This is a genomic window from Arthrobacter sp. UYCu712, from assembly GCF_040547005.1.
Taxonomy (GTDB): domain Bacteria; phylum Actinomycetota; class Actinomycetes; order Actinomycetales; family Micrococcaceae; genus Arthrobacter.
The window spans coordinates 73,581-96,782 of sequence record NZ_JBEPOZ010000017.1 but is presented as its reverse complement, the minus strand read 5'-3'; the positions used below and the strand labels follow the sequence as shown (position 1 = coordinate 96,782).

General features: G+C 67.2%; 21 protein-coding genes. 13 read left to right on the top strand and 8 right to left on the bottom strand.

Annotated features, from left to right (window positions below; all coding sequences use genetic code 11):
• Positions 1-89: 89 nt before the first annotated feature.
• From ABIB51_RS16025 to purB, 3 genes are all read right to left on the bottom strand, one after another.
• The gene (locus ABIB51_RS16025) at positions 90-593 is read right to left on the bottom strand and encodes a GNAT family N-acetyltransferase (protein ID WP_354189724.1); all 504 of its coding nucleotides are present in this window, start codon (positions 591-593) and stop codon (positions 90-92) included.
• 94 nt (positions 594-687) lie between these two features.
• A complete protein-coding gene (locus ABIB51_RS16020) occupies positions 688-1,356 on the bottom strand; it encodes a histidine phosphatase family protein (RefSeq protein WP_354189722.1) in 669 nt (222 codons plus the stop codon).
• Positions 1,353-2,795, bottom strand: a complete 1,443-nt coding sequence (gene purB / locus ABIB51_RS16015; protein WP_354189720.1) for an adenylosuccinate lyase — start codon at positions 2,793-2,795, stop codon at positions 1,353-1,355. The genes ABIB51_RS16020 and purB overlap by 4 nt, the downstream gene beginning before the upstream one ends.
• A gap of 160 nt (positions 2,796-2,955) precedes the next feature.
• Between purB and ABIB51_RS16010 the strand changes: the two genes are divergently transcribed.
• A complete protein-coding gene (locus ABIB51_RS16010; protein ID WP_354189718.1) occupies positions 2,956-3,264 on the top strand; it encodes a hypothetical protein in 309 nt (102 codons plus the stop codon).
• Positions 3,264-4,682 (top strand): alpha/beta hydrolase family protein, encoded by a 1,419-nt coding sequence (locus tag ABIB51_RS16005; protein WP_354189716.1) that lies wholly within the window; start codon positions 3,264-3,266, stop codon positions 4,680-4,682. Before ABIB51_RS16010 ends, ABIB51_RS16005 begins: the two co-directional genes overlap by 1 nt.
• An 11-nt stretch (positions 4,683-4,693) precedes the next feature.
• Here the strand turns inward: ABIB51_RS16005 and ABIB51_RS16000 are convergent, their stop codons facing one another.
• Positions 4,694-5,122 (bottom strand): phage holin family protein, encoded by a 429-nt coding sequence (locus ABIB51_RS16000; protein WP_354189715.1) that lies wholly within the window; start codon positions 5,120-5,122, stop codon positions 4,694-4,696.
• A gap of 60 nt (positions 5,123-5,182) precedes the next feature.
• Here ABIB51_RS16000 and ABIB51_RS15995 point away from each other — a divergent pair, with 60 nt between their 5' ends.
• The 4 genes from ABIB51_RS15995 to ABIB51_RS15980 all read left to right on the top strand — a co-directional run bounded on the left by ABIB51_RS15995 (position 5,183) and on the right by ABIB51_RS15980 (position 10,197).
• Positions 5,183-6,301: a histidinol-phosphate transaminase gene (locus tag ABIB51_RS15995; protein WP_354189713.1), complete on the top strand. Its 1,119-nt coding sequence runs from the start codon at positions 5,183-5,185 to the stop codon at positions 6,299-6,301.
• Between the two features lie 147 nt (positions 6,302-6,448).
• Positions 6,449-7,696, top strand: coding sequence for a pyruvate dehydrogenase (acetyl-transferring) E1 component subunit alpha (gene pdhA, locus ABIB51_RS15990; RefSeq protein WP_354189711.1), 1,248 nt, complete (start codon positions 6,449-6,451; stop codon positions 7,694-7,696).
• Positions 7,696-8,676: an alpha-ketoacid dehydrogenase subunit beta gene (locus ABIB51_RS15985; RefSeq protein WP_354189709.1), complete on the top strand. Its 981-nt coding sequence runs from the start codon at positions 7,696-7,698 to the stop codon at positions 8,674-8,676. The genes pdhA and ABIB51_RS15985 overlap by 1 nt, the downstream gene beginning before the upstream one ends.
• Before the next feature lie 27 nt (positions 8,677-8,703).
• The gene (locus ABIB51_RS15980) at positions 8,704-10,197 is read left to right on the top strand and encodes a dihydrolipoamide acetyltransferase family protein (protein ID WP_354189707.1); all 1,494 of its coding nucleotides are present in this window, start codon (positions 8,704-8,706) and stop codon (positions 10,195-10,197) included.
• Positions 10,198-10,235: 38 nt separating this feature from the next.
• On the opposite strand, the gene ABIB51_RS15975 is transcribed toward ABIB51_RS15980, so the two are convergent.
• Positions 10,236-10,616: a hypothetical protein gene (locus tag ABIB51_RS15975; RefSeq protein WP_502916155.1), complete on the bottom strand. Its 381-nt coding sequence runs from the start codon at positions 10,614-10,616 to the stop codon at positions 10,236-10,238.
• Positions 10,617-10,797: 181 nt separating this feature from the next.
• On the opposite strand from ABIB51_RS15975, the gene ABIB51_RS15970 reads away from it, so the two are divergent.
• Positions 10,798-12,405, top strand: a complete 1,608-nt coding sequence (locus ABIB51_RS15970) for an AMP-binding protein (protein ID WP_354189705.1) — start codon at positions 10,798-10,800, stop codon at positions 12,403-12,405.
• A 21-nt stretch (positions 12,406-12,426) separates the two neighbouring features.
• Here the strand turns inward: ABIB51_RS15970 and ABIB51_RS15965 are convergent, their stop codons facing one another.
• From ABIB51_RS15965 to ABIB51_RS15955, 3 genes are all read right to left on the bottom strand, one after another.
• The gene (locus ABIB51_RS15965; RefSeq protein ID WP_354189703.1) at positions 12,427-12,858 is read right to left on the bottom strand and encodes a universal stress protein; all 432 of its coding nucleotides are present in this window, start codon (positions 12,856-12,858) and stop codon (positions 12,427-12,429) included.
• Positions 12,859-12,912: 54 nt separating this feature from the next.
• On the bottom strand, positions 12,913-14,205 hold the full coding sequence (locus ABIB51_RS15960) for an aminotransferase-like domain-containing protein (RefSeq protein ID WP_354189701.1): 1,293 nt from the start codon (positions 14,203-14,205) through the stop codon (positions 12,913-12,915).
• Between the two features lie 130 nt (positions 14,206-14,335).
• Positions 14,336-14,899, bottom strand: coding sequence for an NAD(P)H-dependent oxidoreductase (locus tag ABIB51_RS15955; RefSeq protein WP_354189700.1), 564 nt, complete (start codon positions 14,897-14,899; stop codon positions 14,336-14,338).
• 122 nt (positions 14,900-15,021) lie between these two features.
• Between ABIB51_RS15955 and ABIB51_RS15950 the strand changes: the two genes are divergently transcribed.
• From ABIB51_RS15950 to ABIB51_RS15925, 6 genes are all read left to right on the top strand, one after another.
• Entirely contained in the window at positions 15,022-15,642 is a 621-nt protein-coding gene (locus ABIB51_RS15950) for a TetR/AcrR family transcriptional regulator (protein ID WP_354189698.1), read from the top strand.
• A gap of 365 nt (positions 15,643-16,007) precedes the next feature.
• A complete protein-coding gene (locus ABIB51_RS15945) occupies positions 16,008-16,994 on the top strand; it encodes an ABC transporter permease (protein WP_354189696.1) in 987 nt (328 codons plus the stop codon).
• A gap of 2 nt (positions 16,995-16,996) precedes the next feature.
• On the top strand, positions 16,997-17,968 hold the full coding sequence (locus tag ABIB51_RS15940; protein ID WP_354189694.1) for an ABC transporter permease: 972 nt from the start codon (positions 16,997-16,999) through the stop codon (positions 17,966-17,968).
• Complete coding sequence (locus tag ABIB51_RS15935; protein ID WP_502916154.1) at positions 17,965-20,211, top strand: ABC transporter ATP-binding protein; 2,247 nt, start codon at positions 17,965-17,967, stop codon at positions 20,209-20,211. Before ABIB51_RS15940 ends, ABIB51_RS15935 begins: the two co-directional genes overlap by 4 nt.
• Positions 20,212-20,261: 50 nt before the next feature.
• A complete protein-coding gene (locus ABIB51_RS15930; RefSeq protein WP_354189692.1) occupies positions 20,262-21,959 on the top strand; it encodes an ABC transporter family substrate-binding protein in 1,698 nt (565 codons plus the stop codon).
• A gap of 138 nt (positions 21,960-22,097) precedes the next feature.
• Positions 22,098-23,153, top strand: a complete 1,056-nt coding sequence (locus ABIB51_RS15925; RefSeq protein ID WP_354189690.1) for a Gfo/Idh/MocA family protein — start codon at positions 22,098-22,100, stop codon at positions 23,151-23,153.
• Positions 23,154-23,202: the final 49 nt, after the last annotated feature.

Here is a 23,202-nt window from a genome sequence, read left to right as displayed (position 1 = left end):
GAAGCGACAAAACGGCACGCAGCTACCTCGCTGGCGTCACGCTCGCCTCGGCCCTGATCTGGATCAAATCAGGGGTTTAGCAACACACCCTAGGCCATGGCAGTGTGCGCGGCGCTGTGCGAATCGATGGCCTTGGCGTAGCAGTACGAGTGCTCCACCCCGACGTACGGTCCGAAGTTCGGCACCGGTTCAAAGCCGGAGGTCTCGTAGAAATGCCGGCCGTCGGGCTGGGCGGAACCTGCCTCGGCCGTGATGGAGGTGATGCCGTGGGCGTGGGCATGGGCTTCCAGCGCCGCCAGGATCGAGCTGGCCACACCGGAGCCGCGGGTGTACGGCAGCACGTAGAGCCTTTTGATCTCGGCCGTGTGGCCGTCCAGAATCCGCAGTCCGCCGCACCCGACGGGCTGGCCTGAGGCCTTGTCGTGCGCGACAAGGAACACGGCGGTGTCGGCTTCCGACGGCGGCGGGCCCGGTTCGTGGTCGCTGGTGCCGAAGCGGGCGTCCAGTTCGGCCTGCTGGGCCGCTCGCAGATCGGCGCCCACGGGGTTGGCCCAGGTGACCTGTCTGATGTTGAGTCGCGGGTTGGTCTGCATGACTGCCTCGATTCGCCGAAGGGTTATGCAGATCAAGGCTATGCAGCGCCGGTTTCGGCCGTGTTTCCTGCGCGTAAGGCTTCGGAGAACTCCGCTACACCGAGCGGCCGGTGGGATCCTCCGCCGCCGGGTCCGAAAGGACCAGGCCGCCCACCGGACTCTCGTCCCAGTGGATCAGCCGCCAGCCGCCGTCGGGGTCCCCTTCCAGCGCAACGATGCCGGTGTTGGCCAGCACATGCCGGGCCGCGAAGCCCGGTTCCACGTTGTCGGCCCGCAGGCCCGCCCAGACGCGGATGGCGGCGCCGTGGCTGAGCACGGCCACCGTCCCGGTGTTGCCCGCCGCGGCCGCGGCCGCAATCCGCTCTATGGAGGCGTCGTAGCGCTCAAAGAAATCGTGGCCGCTGGGGCCGGCCGGCATCCGCCGGTCCAGCTCGCCGTCGGCCCAGGCAAACACGGTCCCGAGGTACCGCAGGTGCGATTCCCGGTCGGTGTGCTTTTCCAGCGAGCCGGCTTCAATCTCCCGCAGCCCCGCCAGTACCTCGACGCCGAGCCCCCGCGCGGTGGCCAGCGGCGACGCGGTGATCTGCGTGCGGATCAACGTGGACGCGAAGAGGAGGTCGATCTGCTCATTCGCCAGGGACCTCGGCAGGGCAGCAGCCTGCCGTTCGCCGAGTTCGGTCAGCCCCGGCCCCGGGTAGGCCGTATCCAGCTGGCCGAGGACATTCCCGGGCGTCTGGCCGTGGCGGATGAGCAGGAGCCTCACTTGAGGTGGTCCACCAACTGGTCCGCGATCCCCGTGTACTTGCCGGGCGTGAGCGCCAGCAGCCGGGCCTCGGCGTCGGCCGAAAGTCCCAGGCTCTGGACGAACTCCTGCATCCGGGCGGCGTCGACGCGCTGGCCGCGGGTGAGGTCCTTGAGCCGCTCGTAGGGGTTCTCCATGCCTTCGACGCCGGCGATTGCCTCGGCGCGCATGACCATCTGGATGGCCTCGCCCAGGACTTCCCAGTTTGTGTCCAGGTCTGCGGCCAGCACGGCTTCGGCGACATCGAGCCGGTCCAGGCCCTTGGCCACGTTGGAGATGGCCAGGAGCGAGTGTCCGAAGGCGACGCCGATGTTCCGCTGCGAGGAGGAATCGGTGAGGTCGCGCTGCCAGCGGGACGTGACCAGCGTGGAGCCGAGCACATCGAGCAGTCCGGAGGAGATCTCCAGGTTGGCTTCGGCGTTCTCGAAGCGGATCGGGTTGACCTTGTGCGGCATGGTGGAGGAGCCCGTGGCGCCCGCGACCGGGATCTGCGCGAAGTAGCCGATCGAGATGTAGCTCCAGATGTCGGTGCAGACGTTGTGCAGGATCCGGTTGAAGCGTGCGACGTCGGCGTACAGCTCGGCCTGCCAGTCGTGGCTTTCGATCTGCGTGGTCAGCGGGTTCCAGGCCAGCCCCAGCCCTTCGACGAAGGACTTCGCCACCTGCTGCCAGTCGGCGCCCGGAACGGAGGCTACGTGGGCCGCGTAGGTGCCGGTGGCACCGTTGATCTTGCCGAGGTACTCGGTCCTGCCGACGCGGTTCAGCTGGCGGGTCAGCCGGTGCGCGATAACAGCCAGTTCCTTGCCCAGGGTGGTGGGGGTGGCGGGCTGGCCGTGGGTGCGGGACAGCATCGGGACGGCGCGGTTTTCCTCGGCCATGGCGCTGATCTGCGCGACGAGCTTGCGGGCGGCCGGCAGCCACACGTCCTCGACGGCGCCCTTGATGCCCAGGGCGTAGGCAAGGTTGTTGATGTCCTCCGAGGTGCAGCCGAAGTGCACCAGGGCGGTCAGGTGTTCGATCCCGATGCCGGCCAGGCGGCGGCCGATGTAGTACTCCACGGCCTTGACGTCATGCACGGTGACAGCTTCGATGTCGGCCAGTTCGCGCACGGAGCCGGCCTCGAATTCGGTCACGATGGCGCGCAGACTCTCCTGCTGCTCCGCGGTCAGCGGTCCGGCGCCGGGAACCACGTTGTTGCTGGTCAGGTGGATGAGCCATTCCACTTCCACGGCCACGCGGTCGCGGTTCAGGGCGGCTTCGGAGAGGTAGTCGACCAGCGGCGCGACGGCGGACTGGTAGCGGCCGTCCAGCGGGCCGAGCGCGATCTGTTGTGAGGACGCGGCGAGGGCCAGGCGTCCGGACGGCGTGCGGATATCAGCTGTGGCGGCAGTTTCAGGCATGCCCCGATTCTTTCACGAAGTGGCACTGTGCCTTAAGCGCGCTGTTCCGTGTGACTTGCGGGCGGCCGGCCGGGGGCCGGGCCCGGGTTGTCCACATAGCCGCGCGGGCAGCTTCAGCGCGTCGTCCGGAGGCCATAGCGTCGGTGCCATGATCACGGGAATGACCGGAGCAGTAGCCGGCAACCTCATCGCCGCCGATGCCGAGGCGTGCGCCTCGCGCAGCCACGAGGTCCAGCAGCTCGCTGCGCGGCTGGCGGTCTGCGCGGACCAGGCCGATGCCGTGCTCCGCCAGCTGGCCCGTCTGGAGATGCAGGGCTGGCAGTCCCCGGCCGGGCGCGCCTACCGGACATCGCTGTCCCTGCAGGCCGCTTCGCTGCGCCGCAGCCGGGATTCCCTGCAGGACGCCGTCACGGTGGTGCTCCGACACGCCCAGAAGGTGATGCTGACCTCCGGCCGGGCGGGTCCCTGATGGCCGAGTCGTCCCCGGCCGGTGCCGGCGGAGCCCCCCGGCCCGCTGCACCGGCCGCCGACGGGATGCTGCAGATCCGCGGCGGGGTCGGCGGTCTTACGTTCCAGTTCGAGGAGCTGCTCGCCGGGGCCGCGGCGCTCGACACGGTCGTGGGCCAGCTGGGGTCCCTTGAATCGGAAGCCGACGCGGTGCGGCGCGCCTTGTTCGCCTACCAGTCCGATGCCTACGCCAGCGGCACTCGTGCCGTCATTGCGGCCGGTGAGGCCGCCCGGGCCGTGGGGCGGGTCCGGGCGGACCTCGAACGGCTCTGCCGCGACGTCTCGGCAAGCCACCGGGAGTACGAGTTCACCGAAGCGCGGAACAGCCTGCTATTGCGGATGGGCCGGATCGGGCCCGCCTTCGGACCGCTGTGGGGCCGGTTCGGTATGCCGGCGCTGACAGTCCGTGACATCGCCGAAGATGGGGCGGCCCGGGCGTCCGGGCGGATGGCAATCCTGCTGGGAGTTCCGGGCGCCCTCGCCGGCGCGCTCGGAGGGTCCGGCGGCCCTCCCGGCGTCGGGGACGCGGTCCGTGGGCTGGGGACGGCGTCCGGCTTCGAGTTCCTCCGGCCCCGGCCGGTGCGGATCGCCGGCGCGGAGACGAGGACGGAAGACGTCGACGCCTCGCCGGCAGGGCTGTTGCTCCGTGCCGAGGCTGTCGGCGGCAGGAGCGGCGAAATTGAGGTGCTGCAGCTCGACGGCGGAAGCGGGCGCGCCTGGGTTGTCGTTATCCCGGGCACGCAGCTGGACGGGCTGCCTGCGGGTACCAACCCGTTCGATTCCGGCGGCATCGCGGAGGGGCTGGCGTACGGATCGGCGGAGACGGCGGCGGCCATCCGGCAGGCCCTGCGGGAGGCCGGCGCGAAGGCGGGGGAGCCGCTCGCCGCCGTGGGCTACAGCCAGGGCGGCATCCATGCCATGAACCTGAGCCAGGACAAGGCGTTCCTGGCCGAATACGATCTGAAATTCGTGCTGACCGCAGGTTCGCCCGTGGGCGGTATTACCCCGGAGCCGGGAATCAGCAGCCTGCATCTGGAGCACGAACAGGACTGGGTGCCGGGGGCCGACGGGCAGTCCAATGCCGACACCAAGGACCGGGTGACGGTCACGCTGACAAATCCGCTGGACGTCCCGCCGCTGGCCGACTTCGGGCTTGGCCCCGGGCACCGGCTCGGCAATTATGCGTTCGGGGCGGAGGCCGTCGCCGTGAGTAAGGACCCCTCGCTGCAGGCGTCCACCGTGGCGCTCGCTGCCGTCGTGGGAAGTGGCGGGGCGGCCACCGTCACCCGGTTCTCACTCCGCCGCGAAGCGATGCCGGCGCAGAAGGCGGACCGGAGGCCGCAGGCCCGGCGCGCCGGGCCGCGGAAGGCCGCTGCCTGACCGGCAGGGGCTCAGCGCCTGCCGGCACCCGCGAGCCGGCCCGCCACGAGCGAAACCACCGTGGTGATGATGGCCGCGAACACCGCGGTCCAGAAGAACTCGTAAATGGTGAAATGCACGGGCGTGTAGCTGCTCAGCCACGACGTCAGGTAGAGCATCGCGGCGTTGATGACAATCGTGAACAGGCCCAGGGTGAGGATGGTGATCGGCAGCGACAGCAGGCTGACGATCGGTTTGACGAAGGCGTTGACCACACCAAAAATCAAGCCGATGAACAGATACGCCAGGATGATGCCGATGGTGTCCGTGCCCTGCGTGAGGCCGCTGTTGCCCACCGCGGCAGTGGTGGCGGAGGTGGTGATCTCCAGGCCGGGGAGGATCCAGGCGGCGATTCCCAGGGCCAGTCCGTTGATGATGACCCGAACGATTATTGAGCGCATGGCCCCATGCTGTCATATCCCCACCGGGCAGCGGCAGGGACGCGAAGTAGGCTAGTTTGCATGACTTCATCAGAGAACACGGCCGGGGGCATCCGGCCCCGCCCGGTGGTAGACCTCCTTCCCCGCTACGCGGCCGGCAAACCGCCCGTCCCCGTCGAGGGCCTGGTCAGCTACAAACTTTCCTCGAACGAAAACCCGCTGCCCCCGATCCCTGCAGTGCAGCAGGCCATCGCGGCGCAGACCGACTTCAACCGCTACCCGGATCCGCTGAGCAGCAAGCTGCGCGGCGCTCTCGCCGAGTTCCTGGACGTTCCCGCCGAGGACATTGTCACCGGAGCCGGAAGCCTCGGGGCCTTGAACCAGCTGCTGGCGACGTTCGCCGGGCAGAACGATGACGGCAAGCCGGACGAGGTCATCTACGCCTGGCGCTCCTTCGAGGCGTACCCGATCTGCGTCGGCGTCGCCGGCGCAGAAAGCGTCCGGATCCCGCTGACCGCCGAGGGCCGCCACGACCTTGAAGCGATGGCCGCCGCGGTGACCGCACGCACCCGGATGATCCTGCTGTGCACGCCCAACAACCCCACCGGGCCCATCATCACCACGGCGGAAACCGAGCACTTCATCAAGTCGGTGCCCGCCGATGTCGTCGTCGTCATCGATGAGGCGTACCAGGAGTTCGTCCGCGCCGAGGCCGCCGTGGACGGCATCGAGATGTACCGCAAATACCGCAACGTCGTGGTGCTCCGCACCTTCTCAAAGGCCCACGGCCTCGCCGGGCTGCGGGTCGGGTACAGCGTGTCCAACCCGGACCTCACCCAGCACCTGCGCGTCACGGCCACGCCCTTCGCGGTGTCCCAGATCGCCGAGATCGCCGCCGTCACGTCGCTGCAGCACTTCGGCGAGGTTGTAGAAAGGGTACAAAGCCTCGTGGAGGAACGTGACCGCGTCACGGCCGGTCTCCGCGAGCTTGGCTGGTTCGTCCCGGAGGCGCAGGGCAACTTTGTCTGGCTCAACCTGGGCGCCAACAGCGCGGAATTCGCCGCCCTCGCGGGGGATCGGGCCCTGTCGGTCCGTGCCTTCGGCGACGAGGGGGTGCGGGTCAGCATCGGCGAGGCCGAGGCCAACACCCGCTTCCTGGAACTCTGTGCGATCTATACAAAACCGCCACGGCGTTCCTAGCGCTTAACATAACGCCCGCAGGCAAGGGCCTGCGGATAAAGTAGGGACGAGTAAGCCAAAATATATGCCGGGCCGGGAATGTATTACCGGTCCGGCATATATCCCAGCGATTGCGGCGCATTCGGATGCGGCAAGCAAGGAGACGGTATGGGCGCCACACATCTGCCCTCTACCGAGTTCGACGGTACCGAGATGGATGACCAGCGCGAGGCGGCGGCTGAAGCCCGGCTGGGCGACCCGGCCGAGCCGATGGTGCAGCTGCTGGCCCCCGACGGGACCCTGGGCACCGACCCGGTCTACTCGGAGTATGCCAAGCGGCTGGATCCGGAGAAGCTGCGGGGCTTCTATGCCGACATGGCAAAGATCCGGCGCTTCGACGTCGAGGCCACCGCCCTCCAGCGCCAGGGGCAGCTTGCCCTGTGGGTCCCGCTCACCGGCCAGGAGGCCGCGCAGATCGGTTCCGGCCGCGCCAGCCAGCCGCAGGACTACATCTTCCCCACCTACCGCGAGCACGGTGTGGCGCTGACCCGCAACGTGGACCTCGCCGAGCTGCTGCGCCAGTTCCGCGGCGTCTCCAACGGCGGCTGGAACCCCAAGGACACCAACTTCCATCTCTACACCCTGGTCCTCGCGGCGCAGACCCCGCACGCCGTCGGGTACGCGATGGGAATCCAGCGGGACCAGAAGCTCGCGGCAGCCGCGGCGGCCGAGGCCGGGGGCCAGCCGGCGGAACCGAAGGCCGCCGTCGTGGTCTACTTCGGCGACGGGGCCAGTTCCGAAGGCGACGTCCACGAATCCATGGTGTTCGCCTCCTCCTACAACGCGCCCGTGGTTTTCTTCTGCCAGAACAACCACTGGGCCATCTCGGTGCCCAGCTCGGTGCAGACGCGCATCCCGCTGGCCAACCGTGCCAAGGGCTACGGCTTCCCCGGCATCCGGGTGGACGGCAACGATGTCATCGCCGTGCACGCTGTGACGGAATGGGCGCTGGAGCGGGCCCGCGAGGGCCACGGCCCCGTGCTGATCGAGGCGTTCACCTACCGCGTCGGCGCGCACACCACGGCCGATGACCCCACCAAGTACCGGGAATCCGCCGAGGAAACCCTGTGGCGGGCCAAGGATCCGCTGGAACGCCTGGAAAAGTACCTCCGTGCCGAAGGCCTCGCCGACGACGCCTTCTTCGAGCAGGTCAGGGCCGACGGCGATGAGCTGGCCGCCTATGTCCGCAGGACCACCCATGACCTGGAAACCCCGGACATCCGGACCGCCTTCGCCAACACGTACGTGGAAGCGCACCCGCTGGTGGCCGAGGAGCTGGCCTGGTTCGAGGAGTACAGCGCAGGGTTCGCCGACCAGGCGGAACCGGCCGAGGCAGAAACAGGGGCGAGCCGCTGATGACCACCATGACCATTGCCAAGGCCATCAATGAGGGCCTGCGCGCGACGCTGAACAACAACCCCCGCTCGCTGCTTATGGGCGAGGACATCGGGGCCCTGGGCGGCGTCTACCGCGTCACGGACGGGCTCATCGCCGAGTTCGGCGCGGACCGCGTCCTCGACACCCCGCTCGCGGAATCCGGCATCATCGGCACCGCGATCGGCCTGTCGCTGCGCGGCTACCTGCCGGTCTGCGAAATCCAGTTCGACGGTTTCGTCTTCCCGGGCTTCAACCAGATCACCACGCAGCTGGCCAAGATGCACTCCCGGAGCAACGGCAACCTGACCGTTCCCGTCGTCATCCGGATCCCTTACGGCGGCGGCATCGGCTCGATCGAGCACCACTCGGAGTCGCCCGAGGCGCTGTTCGCCCACACGGCCGGCCTGCGCATCATCACCCCGTCCAACCCGCACGATGCCTACTGGATGATCCAGCAGGCCGTCGACTGCCAGGACCCCGTGATTGTCTTCGAACCCAAGCGCCGCTACTGGCTCAAGGGCGAGGTGGACACCGAAAACCCCGGAACCGCCGCGGATCCGTTCAAGGCGCACGTGCTGCGCGAAGGAACGGATGCCACCGTGGTGGTTTACGGCCCGCTGGTCCCGGTGGCCCTCGCCGCGGCGAACGCCGCCGCCGAGGACGGCCACAGCGTCGAGGTGATCGACCTGCGCTCCATCTCGCCGATCGACTTTGACACCGTCACGGCCTCGGTCAAGAAGACCGGCCGGCTGATCGTGGCCCACGAGGCCCCGACGTTCGGCGGCATCGGCGGCGAAATCGCGGCCCGGATCAGCGAGCGGGCCTTCCACTCGCTCGAGGCGCCGGTCATCCGTGTCGGCGGTTTCCACATGCCCTACCCCGTGGCCAGGGTGGAGGAAGATTACCTGCCGGACATCGACCGGATCCTTGAAGCACTGGACCGGGCCCTTTCTTACTGATGTCGCCTTTCGAAAACCGAGGACCCCATGACGCTTAACAAGTTCAACCTCCCCGATGTGGGCGAAGGGCTGACCGAGGCCGAAATCGTCTCCTGGAAGGTCAAGGCAGGCGACACCGTGGCCGTCAATGACGTCATCTGCGAGATCGAGACCGCCAAGTCCCTCGTCGAGCTGCCCTCCCCGTTTGCCGGGACCGTGACCGAACTGCTGGTCCAGGAGGGTGTGACGGTCGACGTCGGGACCCCGATCATCAGCGTCACCGACGCGGCGGCCCCGGATGCCGCGCCCGCCGCTGCGGCTCCTGCGCCGGTCATTGAGCAGCCCCTGTACGGGAAGTTGGAAGCGGACGCCTCCGACGCCGTCGAGGCCGCCGGGCGCCCGGCCGGCGGTCCGCTGGTGGGTTCCGGACCCAAGGCCGACGCCGTCAAGCGCCGCCGGCGGGTTTCCGCCGCACCGTCGGGTTCGACGCACGCAACCACCGTCCCCGGCCCGGCCGCCGTACCCGCGGAGCCGCCGGTCGCACGGGTCAGCCCCCAGCCCGTTGCCGACGAGGAGCGGACCGGCCCCGCGGAGACGCCCGATCTGCGGCCCACCCTCGGCGGGGCCATCAGTGGCCTCGTCAACAGGGTTCTTGCCAAGCCACCCGTCCGGAAGATCGCCCGTGACCTCGGCATCGACCTCGCCGACGTCGTCCCCACCGGCGTCCGCGGCGAAGTGACCCGTGAGGACCTGGTCAGCTACCAGGCCCAGCGCGACGCCGAGCTGGACAAGGCGGACACCTTCTGGGGCAAGTCCGGCCGCCCGCAGGAACAGCGGATCGAGCGGATCCCGGTCAAGGGCGTCCGCAAGGCCACCGCCAAGGCCATGGTCGAGTCGGCCTTTTCCGCGCCGCACGTCAGCATTTTTGTGGACGTCGACGCCAGCCGGACCATGGAGTTCGTCAAGCGGCTCAAGGCTTCCCGCGACTTCGAGGGCATCAAGGTCTCACCGCTGCTGATCCTCGCCAAGGCCGTCATCTGGGCCGCCGCCCGCAACCCCAGCGTCAATGCCACCTGGGTGGACAACGCCGACGGCAGTGAATCGGCCGAGATCCAGATCAAGCACTTCATGAACCTGGGCATCGCCGCCGCGACCCCCCGCGGCCTGATGGTGCCCAACATCAAGAACGCCCAGGACCTCTCGCTCAAGGAACTGGCCCTGGCCCTGAACGAGCTGGCGACCACTGCCCGCGCCGGCAAGACCCAGCCCGCCCAGATGCAGGGCGGCACGCTGACGGTCACCAACATCGGTGCCCTGGGTATCGACACCGGCACACCGATCATCAACCCCGGCGAAGTCGCGATCGTTGCCTTCGGCACCATCAAGCAGAAGCCCTGGGTCCTGGACGGCGAGGTCATTCCTCGCTGGATTACCACCCTGGGCGGCTCCTTCGACCACCGCGTCGTCGACGGGGACCTCTCGGCCCGCTTCATGGCCGACGTCGCATCCATCCTGGAAGAACCCGCGCTGCTGCTGGACTGACGCGCCGGGGCGGGGTGCAGCCGGCCCGGTTCCGGGACTCAGCTGCCGGCGTAGGTCAGCATCTGGGCCAGGGCAGGGTCGTCGCCGACCAGGCCGGCAACGGAGACCACGGCCGCCACCATGGCGCCGGCGAGGCCGGTTCCGCACGCGGTCAGGACGGCAAGGAACTTCCAGTCCTCGCGCAGGACACTGCGCACCGTGTCGGGCATCCGGAGCCCGGGGGAGATCATGTTGGGCGCGCTGTCCGTGGACCCGTCGTCCAAGAGAGCGACCACGCGGCCGGCGCTGCGGTCCACGCGCATGGCGCTGATGTGGTTTCCGTGTCGGGCCAGGAGGATGTCGTGGCCTACAAGCTGGCGGCGCTGATATGTACGCAGGGGGGTCTCCCGGATCGCTGGGTTTTGGGGTGTCCGCACCATCGGGGCCGTCTCTAATTTTACCGGCGGGCATTTTGCGGGCGGCCCACAACGCGGGTGAGGCTGCCCACCAGCGGGGGTGACGTGGGTCAATAGGCCGCTTTCCTGTCCGGGGGCCGCCGGCGGCATTAGAGTGGCACCAGCCGCCGCCAGCCGGGCGGACGCGGATCAAAGGAGATGTTGCGTGTTTTCGAGCCCGTTCCCCGACGTCGATATTCCCGACGTCAGCATTTACGACTACCTTTTTGGCGGCCTCCGGGAGGAGGACCTGGACCGGATCGCCATCGTTGACGGCACCAGCGGAGCGGAAACCACGTACCGCGTACTGCGCGGGCAGATCGACGCCGTGGCCGGAGCCGTCGCGGCCCGGGGGCTCGGCGTCGACGGCGTCGCGGCGCTCCTGTGCCCCAACGTCCCCGCCTTCGCCGCCGTGTTCCATGGGCTGCTGCGGGCCGGCGCCACGGTGACCACGGTCAACTCGCTCTACACGGCCGATGAGATCGCCCTGCAGCTCGCCGACGCCGGCGCGGAGTGGCTCTTCACCGTCTCGGCGCTGCTGCCCGGCGCCCGGGAAGCAGCCGCGCAGGCCGGGATCCCGGCCGGGCGGCTCGTGGTGCTTGACGGCGCCGAGGGCCACCCCTCGCTCCGCGACCTGCTCGGTGCGGGCGCACCCGCCCCCGAGGTCAGCTTCGATCCCGCCACGCACGTGGCCGTGCTGCCATATTCCTCCGGGACCACGGGCCGGCCCAAAGGCGTGATGCTCAGCCACCGCAACCTCGTGGCAAATGCCGAACAATCACGCGGCCTGCTCAACGTCTCCCCGGATGACCGGCTGCTGGCGCTCCTGCCCTTCTTCCACATCTATGGATTGACCGTGTTGCTCAACCTGGCCCTGCGGCAGCGCGCCCGGCTGGTAACGATGCCGAAATTCGAGCTGTCCGAGTTCCTGCGGATCATTCAGGACCACAAGTGCAGCTACCTGTTCATCGCCCCGCCAGTCGCCGTCGCACTGTCCAAGCATCCGCTCGTCGCCGACTACGACCTCAGTTCGGTGCACACCACGCTGTCCGGTGCCGCTCCGCTCGACGGCGAACTCGGCGCCAGCCTGGGCGGGCGCCTGGGCTGCCGCGTGCTGCAGGGCTACGGCATGACCGAGTTGAGCCCGGTCTCGCACCTTATCCCGGTGGATGCGGAGGGTGTGCCGGTCAGTTCGGTCGGCTACACCGTCCCGAACATGGACTGCCGCCTCGTGGACCCTGCTACCGGGGAGGAGATCGAGCTACCTGCCGAGGGCACCAGCATGCCGGGGCACCTGCTGTGCCGCGGTCCCAACGTGATGCTCGGCTACCTCAACCGGCCGGAGGAAACGGCGGACACGCTCGGCGCCGACGGCTTCCTGCGCACCGGGGACGTTGCGACAGTGCGGGCGGACGGCGTCGTAACGATCGTGGACCGGCTTAAGGAGCTCATCAAATACAAGGGCTATCAGATCGCCCCGGCCGAGCTTGAGGCGCTGCTGCTCACGAACCCCGGGATCGCCGATGCCGCGGTGATCGGGACCGCTGACGCCGACGGCCAGGAGATGCCGATGGCGTTTGTGGTCCGGCAGCCCGGGGAGCTCGGCGACCGGCTCGACGAGGCCGCCGTGATGGACTTCGTGGCAGCCAACGTGGCGCCGTTTAAGAAGGTCCGCCGGGTGGAGTTCATCGACGCCGTGCCGAAGTCCGCCTCAGGCAAGATCCTGCGCCGGATGTTGAAGACGGCCGCCCCGGCGGGTACCGGGACGGCCTGACGTGTTCTTGTCCGTCGTCGTTTAGTCGACGGAGTCGGTCTTGGCGATGTAGACGTCACAGGGGGCGTTGTGGGCCACGCTGTTCGCAACGCTCCCGAGCACCCGGCCGATTCCGCGCATGCGCTTGTTGCCGACCACGATCATCCGTGCCCCCGCCCGCTCAGCCTCTTTGATCAGGGCTTCGGCGGGCTTTCCCCGGGCGGCGGCGTAGGTGACGTTGACGGCCGGCGTGCGGAGGCTGTCCGCGACACCCTTCGCGACCTTTTCCGCCTCGCCGGCATCGGAGACGATCCACTTGTCGCTGCCGCTGCCGAAGACCTCGGTCCGGTCGCTGTCGAACGCGCTGACTACGTGCAGGGTGGCCCCGAGCGTGGCGGCCAGATCCTTGGCGGTGTGTGCAGCCTTCAAGGCTGTCTCACTGCCGTCGACGCCGACAACAATAATTCCGGTCATGAAATGCTCCTTGGGTCTACGGTCGTCTTCGGTCAGACACGGTGATGATTCAGGCTACAACGCCTCGACGGCTTCCCGCAGGACAGGTGCCAGCCGACGGACACCCTCGCGGATGGATTCCGGCGGGACGGCGCTGAAGGCCAGGCGGATCTTGTTGGACGGTTCATCGGACGGCGTAAATGCCGCGCCGGGAATGAATACGACGCCGGCGTCGATTGCCTTCTTCAGCAGGGGATAGGTGTCGATGCCCTCAGGCAGGGTCACCCAGACAAAGAAGCCGCCCTCGGGCTGTGTCCAGCTCAGTCCGTCGGGCATGAACTCCTCAAGGGCAGCAAGCATAGCGTCGCAGCGTACCTTGTAGAGTCCGCGGTACGTCTCGATCTGGCCGTGCCAGTCGTAGTCCCGCAGATAGGCGGAGACGAGCATCTGGTTGAGCGTCGGCGGGCACAGGGTGACGGCCTCCGAGGCAAGGTAGTAGCGGCGCTGGAGGTGTGCGGGCACGAGGGCCCAGCCGATCCGTAGCCCGGGGGCGAAGATTTTGGAGAAGGAGCCCATGTAGATGACATCGTCCGGGTTAGCCGCGCGCAGGGGTGTCAGTGGCTTGCCGTCGAAGCGGAGCAGGCCGTAGGGGTTGTCCTCGAGCACCAAGATATTCGCGTTGCGGCATGTATCGACGACCTGCTGCCTGCGTTCCTGGGCGAGGGTGATCCCGGAGGGGTTGTTGAAGCTCGGGATCGTATAGAGGAACTTGATGTTCTTGCCTGCTGTCTGCAGCGCGGCGATCTTGGCCTCGAGCAGGTCCGGGATGATGCCGTCCTCATCCATCGGGACCGTCGCCACCTCCACCTGGTAGGCCTCGAAGGTGTTCAGGGCGCCAACGTAGGTGGGATCCTCGACGAGGACCACATCGCCGGGGTTGCAGAACACCTTGGTTGCGACGTCCTGGGCGGACTGCGACCCTGCGGTGATCACAACGTTCTCCGGCTTGGCATCGAGGATTCCCTCGGCGGCCATCACCTCACAGATCTGGGTCCGGAGTTCTTCCGTGCCCTGCCCGCCGCCGTACTGCAGGGCCTTCATGCCCTGTTCGGCGATGATTTTCGCGGCGGTCTGGCCGAGGCGTTCCAGTGGGAGCGACTGCAGGTAGGGGCTGCCGCCCGCAAGGGAGACGAGTCCGGGCCGCATCGAGATATCGAAGACATCACGGACTGCCGACTGCTTGATGTTTGCTGCGCGCTCCGAGAAAAGCAGCTCGTGGCGGTGGGCGGACGTAGCCGCACGTTCGATTGCGTCAATTGCCTCGGCCGGAAGTACTTCTGCGGCGGCATCAAGTGTTTCGTTGGTCACATTCCCAACAATACAGCCCTTGTTGTTGCCGAGAAAACTTTTGTTCACAAAGGAGCCGGGCCGGACGCAGCACGCCCCCGGCAGCCTGAGGCTGGCCGGGGGCGCCGGGCGGTGAATCGGGGGGTGTCGCTTAGGCTGCGGCGACCGTGCGGGAGACTTCCAGAGCGTCGAAGACGCCCTTGATCAGCTCAACAACCTCGGCGTCGTCCTTCGGGTGAACCTCGGCGAAGCGGACCATCGAACCCGGAACAGCCAGCTTGACGTCCTCGAGGACCTGCGCGCCGGCGATGCCGACGGCCTTGCGGGCCTCGTCCTGGGCCCACACACCGCCGTACTGGCCGAATGCGGTGCCGACGACGGCGGTCGGCTTGCCGTTGAGGGCGCCGGCGCCGAACGGGCGGGACAGCCAGTCGATGGCGTTCTTAAGCGAGGCGGGAACGGTGCCGTTGTGCTCCGGGGTGACCAGGAGCAGGGTGTCGGCCTCGTTGGCGGCGGCGCGGAGGGCGGCTGCCGCAGCGGGGACCTGGCCCTCGACGTCGAGGTCTTCGTTGTAGAACGGGATGTTGCCGAGGCTCTCGTGGATGAGGACCTCGACCTGCTCCGGCGCGTTCAGCTGGATGGCCTCGGCGAGCTGCTGGTTGGTGGAACCGGCGCGGAGGCTGCCGACGAGGGTGAGAACGGTGTTCTTGGACATGTGTACTCCTGGTGTCATGCCGCGGCGTTCCTGCGGCTGGCTGATTATGGAGGCTTCGGTGCCTTCATAGGGCTAAACGGACTGCGGTCCGGTTAATATTCCCCGGGGCTACAATTAGCCGTGTGAGCTCAATCCCACTGCGGCCCGGCGCAGGTAACGGCGCCGCTCCCGGCGCAGAATCCGAACGCAGCGACGCCGCCCGGAACCGCGGACTGCTACTCCACGCCGCCCGCGAGCTCATCGAGGAACGCGGGGTGGACGGCCTCACGATGGCGACGCTGGCCCAGCGCGCCGGCGTCGGCAAGGGCACGGTGTTCCGGCGCTTCGGCAGCCGGGCCGGACTCATGATGACACTGCTCAGCGACGCCGAGGCAGGCTTCCAGGGCCGGTTCATGTTCGGGCCGCCGCCGCTGGGCCCGGGAGTCCCTCCGCTGGAACGGCTCATCGCGGCCGGCGTCGAACGCATAGCCTGGGTGCTGGAATTCGGGGAGCTGGCCCGGGCCGCGGATGTCTCTGCCCACAACCGGTTCGACGTGCCGGCGGCGGTGCTCTGGCACCGGCACCTCGAAATGCTGCTGCGTGAAGCCGGCGGGCCGGCGGACCCCTGGCTTATGGCCACCTCATTGAGCGCCACCGTGGAACCGGAGCGCATCCTGCACGCCGTCCGGGTGCACGGGATTGCTCCCGAGCGCCTCGCAGGGTCCTGGCGCGAGCTGGTATCGCGCGTCGCCTGCAGGGCGTAAAATAGCTCAGATTTCTCTGCGCGGTCAGTCAAATCCATTGCAGTGAATCATTCATAACGATCTGGTAGTGGACCTGCGGTTCTGCCTCCGACGTGCCCGTGACGGCGATCTCTATGTGGTAGTTTCCTCTTGAATGTGACCCGCAACATAGTCCACAAGGACTCCGCCGAGAGGCTCGCGGGCACGGCCAGACACCCGCTGGCCATGATCCCGGATCGGCAGCGGAAACCCCCTGCTGGAAGGGGACTACGGAAGGATCATCGTTGTGAATCTTGTAAAGAATCCGGCGCGCAGGCAGGCCTTTGCGGCCCGCCCCGCAACCTCCGGCCCTGCACAGACAACGGCGATTCAGAACTAGACGCCCCATGCTCCGATATCTCGCCAAGCGCGCCGTCACCTACGTCTTCATGATCTTCCTGACCACGACGGCCGGGTACTTCCTGGCGGTCAGCACGCTGAAGCCGGCGCTGCTGGAACAGGAACGCATCCCGCGCCCCACGCCTGAACAGGTGGTCAACTCCTTCCGGCTGAAGGGCCTCGACCCGACCCTCAGCCCCTGGGAACGCTACGTCGACTGGCTCACGGCGATCGTCACCCGCTGGGACTGGGGGCGCAGCCCCAACGGCGCCTTCATCAGCGCCGAGTTCGGCGACCGGGTCTGGATCTCAACCCGGCTCTTCCTGGCCTCGATCGTCCTCACCCTGATCATCGGCGTCGCACTGGGCGTGTACACCGCCGCGCGGCAGTACAAGGCCTCGGACCGTGTCATCACCTCGTACAGCTACCTTGTGTACATCGTGCCGGCACCCATCGCCTACTTCCTCGTCCAGCTGGGTGCCATCAACGTCAACGAGACGGTGGGCGAACGGATCTTCTTCGTCACCGGCATCTCCACCCCGGGCCTTGACGGCGACGGCTGGGCGCAGTTCGTGGACATGCTCGCCCACTACGCGGTGCCGACCTTCGCCATCACGATCGTGGGCTGGGGCACCTACCAGATCGCCCAGCGCCAGTACCTGCTCGACAACGTCAACGCCGACTTTGTCCGCACGGCCCGGGCGAAAGGCCTCACCCGCAACCAGGCCATCTCCCGGCACGCCTTGCGGGTCTCCTTCATACCGGTGGCGCAGAGCATCGCCTTCACCATCCCGGCCATCTTCGCCGGCGGCTTCTTCGCGGAGAAGATCTTCGCCTGGCACGGCGTCGGCTCCTGGTCCATCGACGCAATCGCCCTGCAGGACGTCAACGCGGCCACCGCCACCCTGGCCTACGGCTCCGTCATCTTCGCGATCGGCGCCATCCTGGCTGACTTTGCCACCACGCTTGTCGACCCGAGAGTGCGGGTGCAGTAGCCATGACCAACCTGAACGCCATTGATCCCGCCGCGGTTGCCGCCGAGGCAAAAATCGAGAACAACGACGTGGTGATCGGCAAGTCCACCATCATCCTGCGGCGCTTCCTGCGCAACAAGACCGCCGTCGCGGGCCTGGCCATCTTCCTGGCCCTGACGATCTTCTCCTTTGTGGGCGGCTTCTTCACCAGCTGGGACAAGGAGACCATCGATCCCTTCAACATCGGCACGCCGCCGTCCGCGGAGCACTGGCTCGGCACCTCCCAGGCCGGGATCGACCTGTACGCCCTGACCGTGGAAGGCACCCGGATCTCGATCCTGATCGGCCTCGTCGTCGGCCTCGTGTCCGTGCTGATCGCCGCCGTCTACGGCTGCAGCATGGCGTACTTCGGCGGCAAGGTGGACAAAGTCATGCTGTTCGTCCTGGAGGCCCTGATCATGATGCCGGCCCTCCTGGTGGTCGCCGTGGCCACAAGCGGCGGAGGCAACGGGCTGCAGCAGAACCTTCCCAGCTGGCTGCTGCTGATCATCGTGCTCCTGGTTTTCAGCTGGATGGGCACCGCACGCCTCATCCGCTCCCTCTCGATGTCCCTCATGCAGCGCGACTTCGTCAAGGCGGCCCAGTACATGGGGATCCCGCCGCGCCGCATCGTCTGGCGGCACCTCGTCCCCAACATCGGCTCGCTGCTGGTCCTGGACATCACCCGCGGCGTGACCGGCGCCATCCTGGCGGAGGTCGCGTTTTCGTTCATCGGCATCGGCATCAAGGTCCCGGACGTCAGCCTTGGCGTGCTGATCGGCCAAGCCACCTCGCAGGTGTCCACGTTCCCGTGGATGTTCTGGGTTCCCCTGACTGTCATGTTCCTCCTGACCGGTTCGCTGGCCATGATGAACGACGGCCTGCGCGACGCATTCGACCCCAGCTCCAGCTCCATTGGCAGCGCCAAGAAGACCGCGAAGAAGATGACCAAATGAGCCGCGAAATCACTGCCAACACCGAATCTGCCGAGATGGACACCGTCGAACGGCTGCACGTGGCGGGGCTGCACGCCCCCACGGATGCTGCGCTCTCGGTCCGCGACCTGAACGTCCGCTTCAACACGGAGAACGGTGTGGTGCACGCCGTCCGCGGCATCGACTTCGACCTCCTGCCGGGAAAGACGCTCGGGATCGTGGGCGAATCGGGCTCGGGCAAGTCGGTCACCTCGATGGCCATCATGGGCCTGCTGCCCCCGACAGCGGAGATCACCGGCTCGGTCCGGCTCAAGGGCAAGGAACTGCTGGGACTCAGCGACAAGGCCATGTGCCACTACCGCGGCAACGACATTGCCATGGTCTTCCAGGATCCGCTGTCCTCCCTGACCCCGGTCTACACGGTGGGCAACCAGATCATCGAGGCCCTCACGGTCCACAACCCCACCATGAGCAAGCAGGCCAAGGAGGCCCGCGCCGCCGAACTCCTCGCCATGGTGGGCATCCCCAGCCCGAAGGACCGGCTCAAGGCCTTCCCGCACGAGTTCTCGGGCGGCATGCGCCAGCGCGTCATGATCGCCATCGCGATCGCCAACAACCCGCGCGTGCTCATCGCCGATGAACCGACGACGGCGCTCGACGTCACCATCCAGGCCCAGGTGCTGGAGGTGCTCCACACCGCGCAGGAGGAGACCGGCGCCGCCGTCGTCATGATCACCCACGACCTCGGTGTGGTTGCCGGCATGGCGGACGACATCATGGTGATGTACGCGGGCAAACCGGTGGAGACCGGCACCGTGGACGACATCTACTACAACCCGCGGATGCCGTACACCATGGGCCTGCTGGGCGCCGTTCCGCGGGTGGACACCGCGGAGAAGTCCTCGCTGGTGCCGATCGAGGGCATCCCGCCGAACCTGATCCACACCCCCACCGGGTGCTCCTTCGCGCCGCGGTGCCCCCTGGTCAGCGACGCCTGCCTGCACGGGGAACCGGAGCTCTGGCCGGTCGCCGGCAGCGGGGGGAGCAGCGACATGGAGCACAAGGCCGCCTGCATCAAGACCGACTCCCTCGGCACCGAGGTGGACGTCCACGAAATCTTCCGGGCCCCGGCCGTCCCGGTCTCGCGCTTTGACTCGATCCCCCGCGAGGAACGCAAGACCGTCCTGGAACTCAAGGACGTCAAGAAGCATTTCCCGCTGATGAAGGGCGCGCTGATCAAGAGGCGGATCGGCACGGTGAAGGCCGTCGACGGCCTGAGCTTCGACATCCGCGAGGGCGAGTGCTTCTCGATCGTCGGCGAATCAGGCTGCGGAAAGACCACCACGCTCCTGGAAATCATGGAGTTCCACAAGAACCAGGACGGCGAGGTGACCATCGGCGGACTGAGCAACAAAGCCGCCTCCGACGCCAGCACCAAGGCCGCCATGCGCAAGGAACTCCAGATGGTGTTCCAGGACCCCACGGGCGCCCTGGACCCGCGCTTCACCGTGTATGAGGTCCTGGCCGAACCGCTGGTCAACGCCGGGATGGCCAAGCAGGACATCCGGAAGCGCATCCTCGAACTGATGGAGCTCGTGGGGCTCCAGCCGGACCACGTCAACCGCTTCCCCAACCAGTTCTCCGGCGGCCAGCGGCAGCGCGTAGGCATCGCCCGCGCCCTCGCCGTGAACCCCAAGCTGGTGGTCCTGGACGAGCCCGTCTCTGCCCTGGACGTGTCCGTGCAGGCCGGCGTGATCAACCTCCTGGACCAGCTCCGCGCCGAACTCGGGCTGAGCTACCTGATGGTGGCCCACGACCTGTCTGTGGTGCGCCACATCTCTAACCGCGTGGCGGTCATGTACCTGGGCAAAATCGTGGAGGTCGGGGACGTGGACAGCGTCTTCGACAACCCGCGCCACCCGTACACCCGCGCCCTGCTGTCAGCGATCCCCGTCCCGGACCCGCAGCTGGAGCGCACCCGCGAACGCATCATCCTGCAGGGCGACCTGCCCTCGCCGCTGGACGCGATCAAGGGCTGCAACTTCGCCTCGCGCTGCCCGGTATTTGCCGCGCTGCCTGCCGCGAAGCAGGAGAAGTGCCTCACCATCGAGCCGCGCCTGGAAACGGCCGCGGCGCCGCAGCCGGACCACGGCGCGGATTCGGCCGCGGCAGTGCCCGCAGCCCCCACAGACCAGCAATTCGCCTGCTTCTACCCGGACGGCGGACTGGACGCGGACATGCTCGTGCTCCACCAAACCAACTGACCTACCAGTCACACGCATCACAACTCGCAGCAAGAAATGAAGGGAACACCATGAAGAATCTGACCAGGATCGGCGGGGTTACCGCCGTCGTGGCAGCGCTCGCGCTGACCGCTTGCGGGGCCGGGGGTGCGACCACCTCGGCGGAGAGCGCCAAGGCCCAAGACGCCTCTGGCGATATCAGCAAGCTCATCAGCGTCAACGCCAAGAAGCTTAGCGAGTTGCAGCAGGGCGGCACGGTGACGTTGCCCTTGGGAAACATCGGACCGGACTTCAATGGCTTCTCCAACACGGGCAATTCAGCGGACAACACTGAAATGCACTACCCGATTGATGAAGCGGGGTATGTAGGATGCTGGAAGCTCGATTTCGACGGCACCGCCAACCTCAATAAGAACTTCTGCGAAGACTTCAAGAGTGAGGTCAAGGACGGCAAGCAGACCATCACCATCAAGATCAACCCGAAGGCTGCCTACAACGACGGCACTCCGATCAACGCCGCGACCTTCGAAAACACGTGGAAGATGCTCAACGGTCAGAACAAGGAGATCGACATCGTCTCGTCCGGCGCCTACGAGTTCATCGACTCAGTCAAGGCCGGTAGTAGCGACAAGGAAGTCATAGTCACCACCACCCAGCCGGTGTACCCGCTGCGGGACATGTTCGGTGGATTCATCCCCCAGGCCGTCAACACCCCGGAAATCTTCAACACCGGATTCACCGGCGAGATGCACCCCGAGTGGATGGCCGGCCCGTTCAAGGTCGACAAGTATGACACTGCAGCGAAAACCGTTGCCCTTGTTCCGAACGACAAGTGGTGGGGGGAGAAACCGGTTCTCGACAAGGTGATCTTCCGCCAGCTGGAGAGCAGCGCCGAGATAGCAGCCTTCAAGAACGGCGAGATCGACCTGGCCGACGGCCGCACGCTAACGAGGTACAAGCAGCTTGAAGGTACCAAGAACTCCGACGTCCGCCGGGGCCAGCGCCTCTTCGCAGGTGGGCTGAACCTCAACGCCCAGAAGGCGCCGCTGACCGATGTGGCACTCCGCAAGGCGATCTTCACGGCCGTCGACCGTCCGGCTATCCGCGGCGTTCGATTTGCTGGCCTGAACTGGGAGGAGAATAGCTCCGGATCGATGATGCTGATGCCATTCTCCAAGTACTACCAGGACAATTATCCGGTCAAGGAAACCGGCGCTGACGCCGCCAAGAAGGTCCTGACCGAGGCCGGCTACACGGCCAACGACAAGGGCACTATGGAGAAGGACGGCGTGCCGGCCTCGTTCAAGATCACCAACTTCGGTGACGACCCCACCAGCCTCGCCACCGTACAAACCCTGCAGAAACAGCTCCAGGCCGCCGGCATGGAGGTCGGCATCGAACAGCGCGGCGACGCAGACTTCGGCAAAGTAGTTGGCAGCCGTGACTTTCAGCTCACCATCAGCGGCTACACCGTCGGATCCGACGCCACCGCTGCCGTCAAGCAGTACTACGACTCCAAGACCAACGAAAACGAGCTGGGCGACAACGACTTGGACAAGGCAATCAAGGACCTCGCCTCGATTGAAGATGATGCCCAGCGCAACAAGGCCGCCATGGATGTTGAAAAGAAGCACGTGGAGAACTACTTCTCCATGGGCGTTGTGATGAACGGTCCGCAGGTCTACTTCGCGCGCACCGGTCTGGCCAACTACGGTGCAGCCCTGTTCCAGACCCCGGACTGGAGCGTTGTGGGCTGGGAAAAGAAGTAAACCCTTCCCGCCCGTAACGCGGTTTATGTAATACGGCCTCCGAGACGGGCCGGCATCCCCTGGGTACTCCGGACGGGTGCCGGCTCCTCGCCGTCCCGTCCAGGGATTCGGGGGGCGTGCGGGGGTAGCGTTGGAGCCATGACAACAGACCCCCTCCGGCCCATCCGCACCGCCGTCGCGGGCTTCGGTCTCTCCGGCAGCGTCTTCCACGCGCCGCTGATCGCGGCGAACCCCGCCTTCTCCCTTGACGTCATCTCCACCTCTGACGCCGGCCGGCAGGCCGCAGCCTCCGCCGCCTACCCGGGAGCCAGAACCGTGGACACCCCCGCGGCCATCCTCGAGCGTGCGGGCGAGCTGGACCTGCTGGTGCTGGGCACGCCCCCGGCCACGCACTATCCGCTCGCGAAGGCCGCGCTGGAAGCCGGGCTCGACGTCGTCGTGGACAAACCCTTCGCGGTGCACAGCGCCGAGGGCGAGGAGCTGATCGCCCTCGCCGGGCGGCTGGGCCGGGTCCTCACGGTCTTCCAGAACCGGCGCTGGGACGGGGACTTCCTCACCGTTCGGGCCCTGCTGGACTGCGGCGCACTCGGCACCGTCTCGCGGTTTGAATCTCGCTTCGAGCGGTGGTCGCCCGGGGTCGCCAAAGCCTGGAAGGCCTCCGCGACGGCGGACGACGGCGGCGGCGTACTGTTCGACCTCGGCACCCATCTGCTGGACCAGGCCCTCGAGCTCTTCGGCCCGGCCACGGTGACCCACGCGGAACTGCAGGCGAGGCGGCCGGGGGAGAAGGTCGACGACGACGTCTTCCTGGCCCTCCGGCATGATTCCGGGGTCACCAGCCACCTGTGGATGAACATGCTCTGCGCCCAGCAGGGCCCGCGCTACAGGCTGCTGGGCAGCGGGGGCGGCTTCACCAAACACGGCGTGGACCCGCAGGAACCCTTCATCGTCGCCGGCGGGAGCCCGTCGGATCCGGACTACGGCATCGAGGACCGCGAATGGACGGGCATGCTGGGCCGCGACGGGCACCTGGACCGGCTGCCCACCGAACGCGGCGCCTACCCGGAGTTTTACCGGCTCCTGGCGGACAAGCTCACCGACGGCGGCGCGGCCTCCGCGCTGCCCCTCCCGGTTGACCCCGCGGGCCCGGTGGAAGTGCTGCGGCTGATCGAACAGGCCCGGGCGCTGGCTTAAAAAGCAATCGGCTGCTCCGTAACTGCCGTTCTGAGGGTTCAGAAGGGCA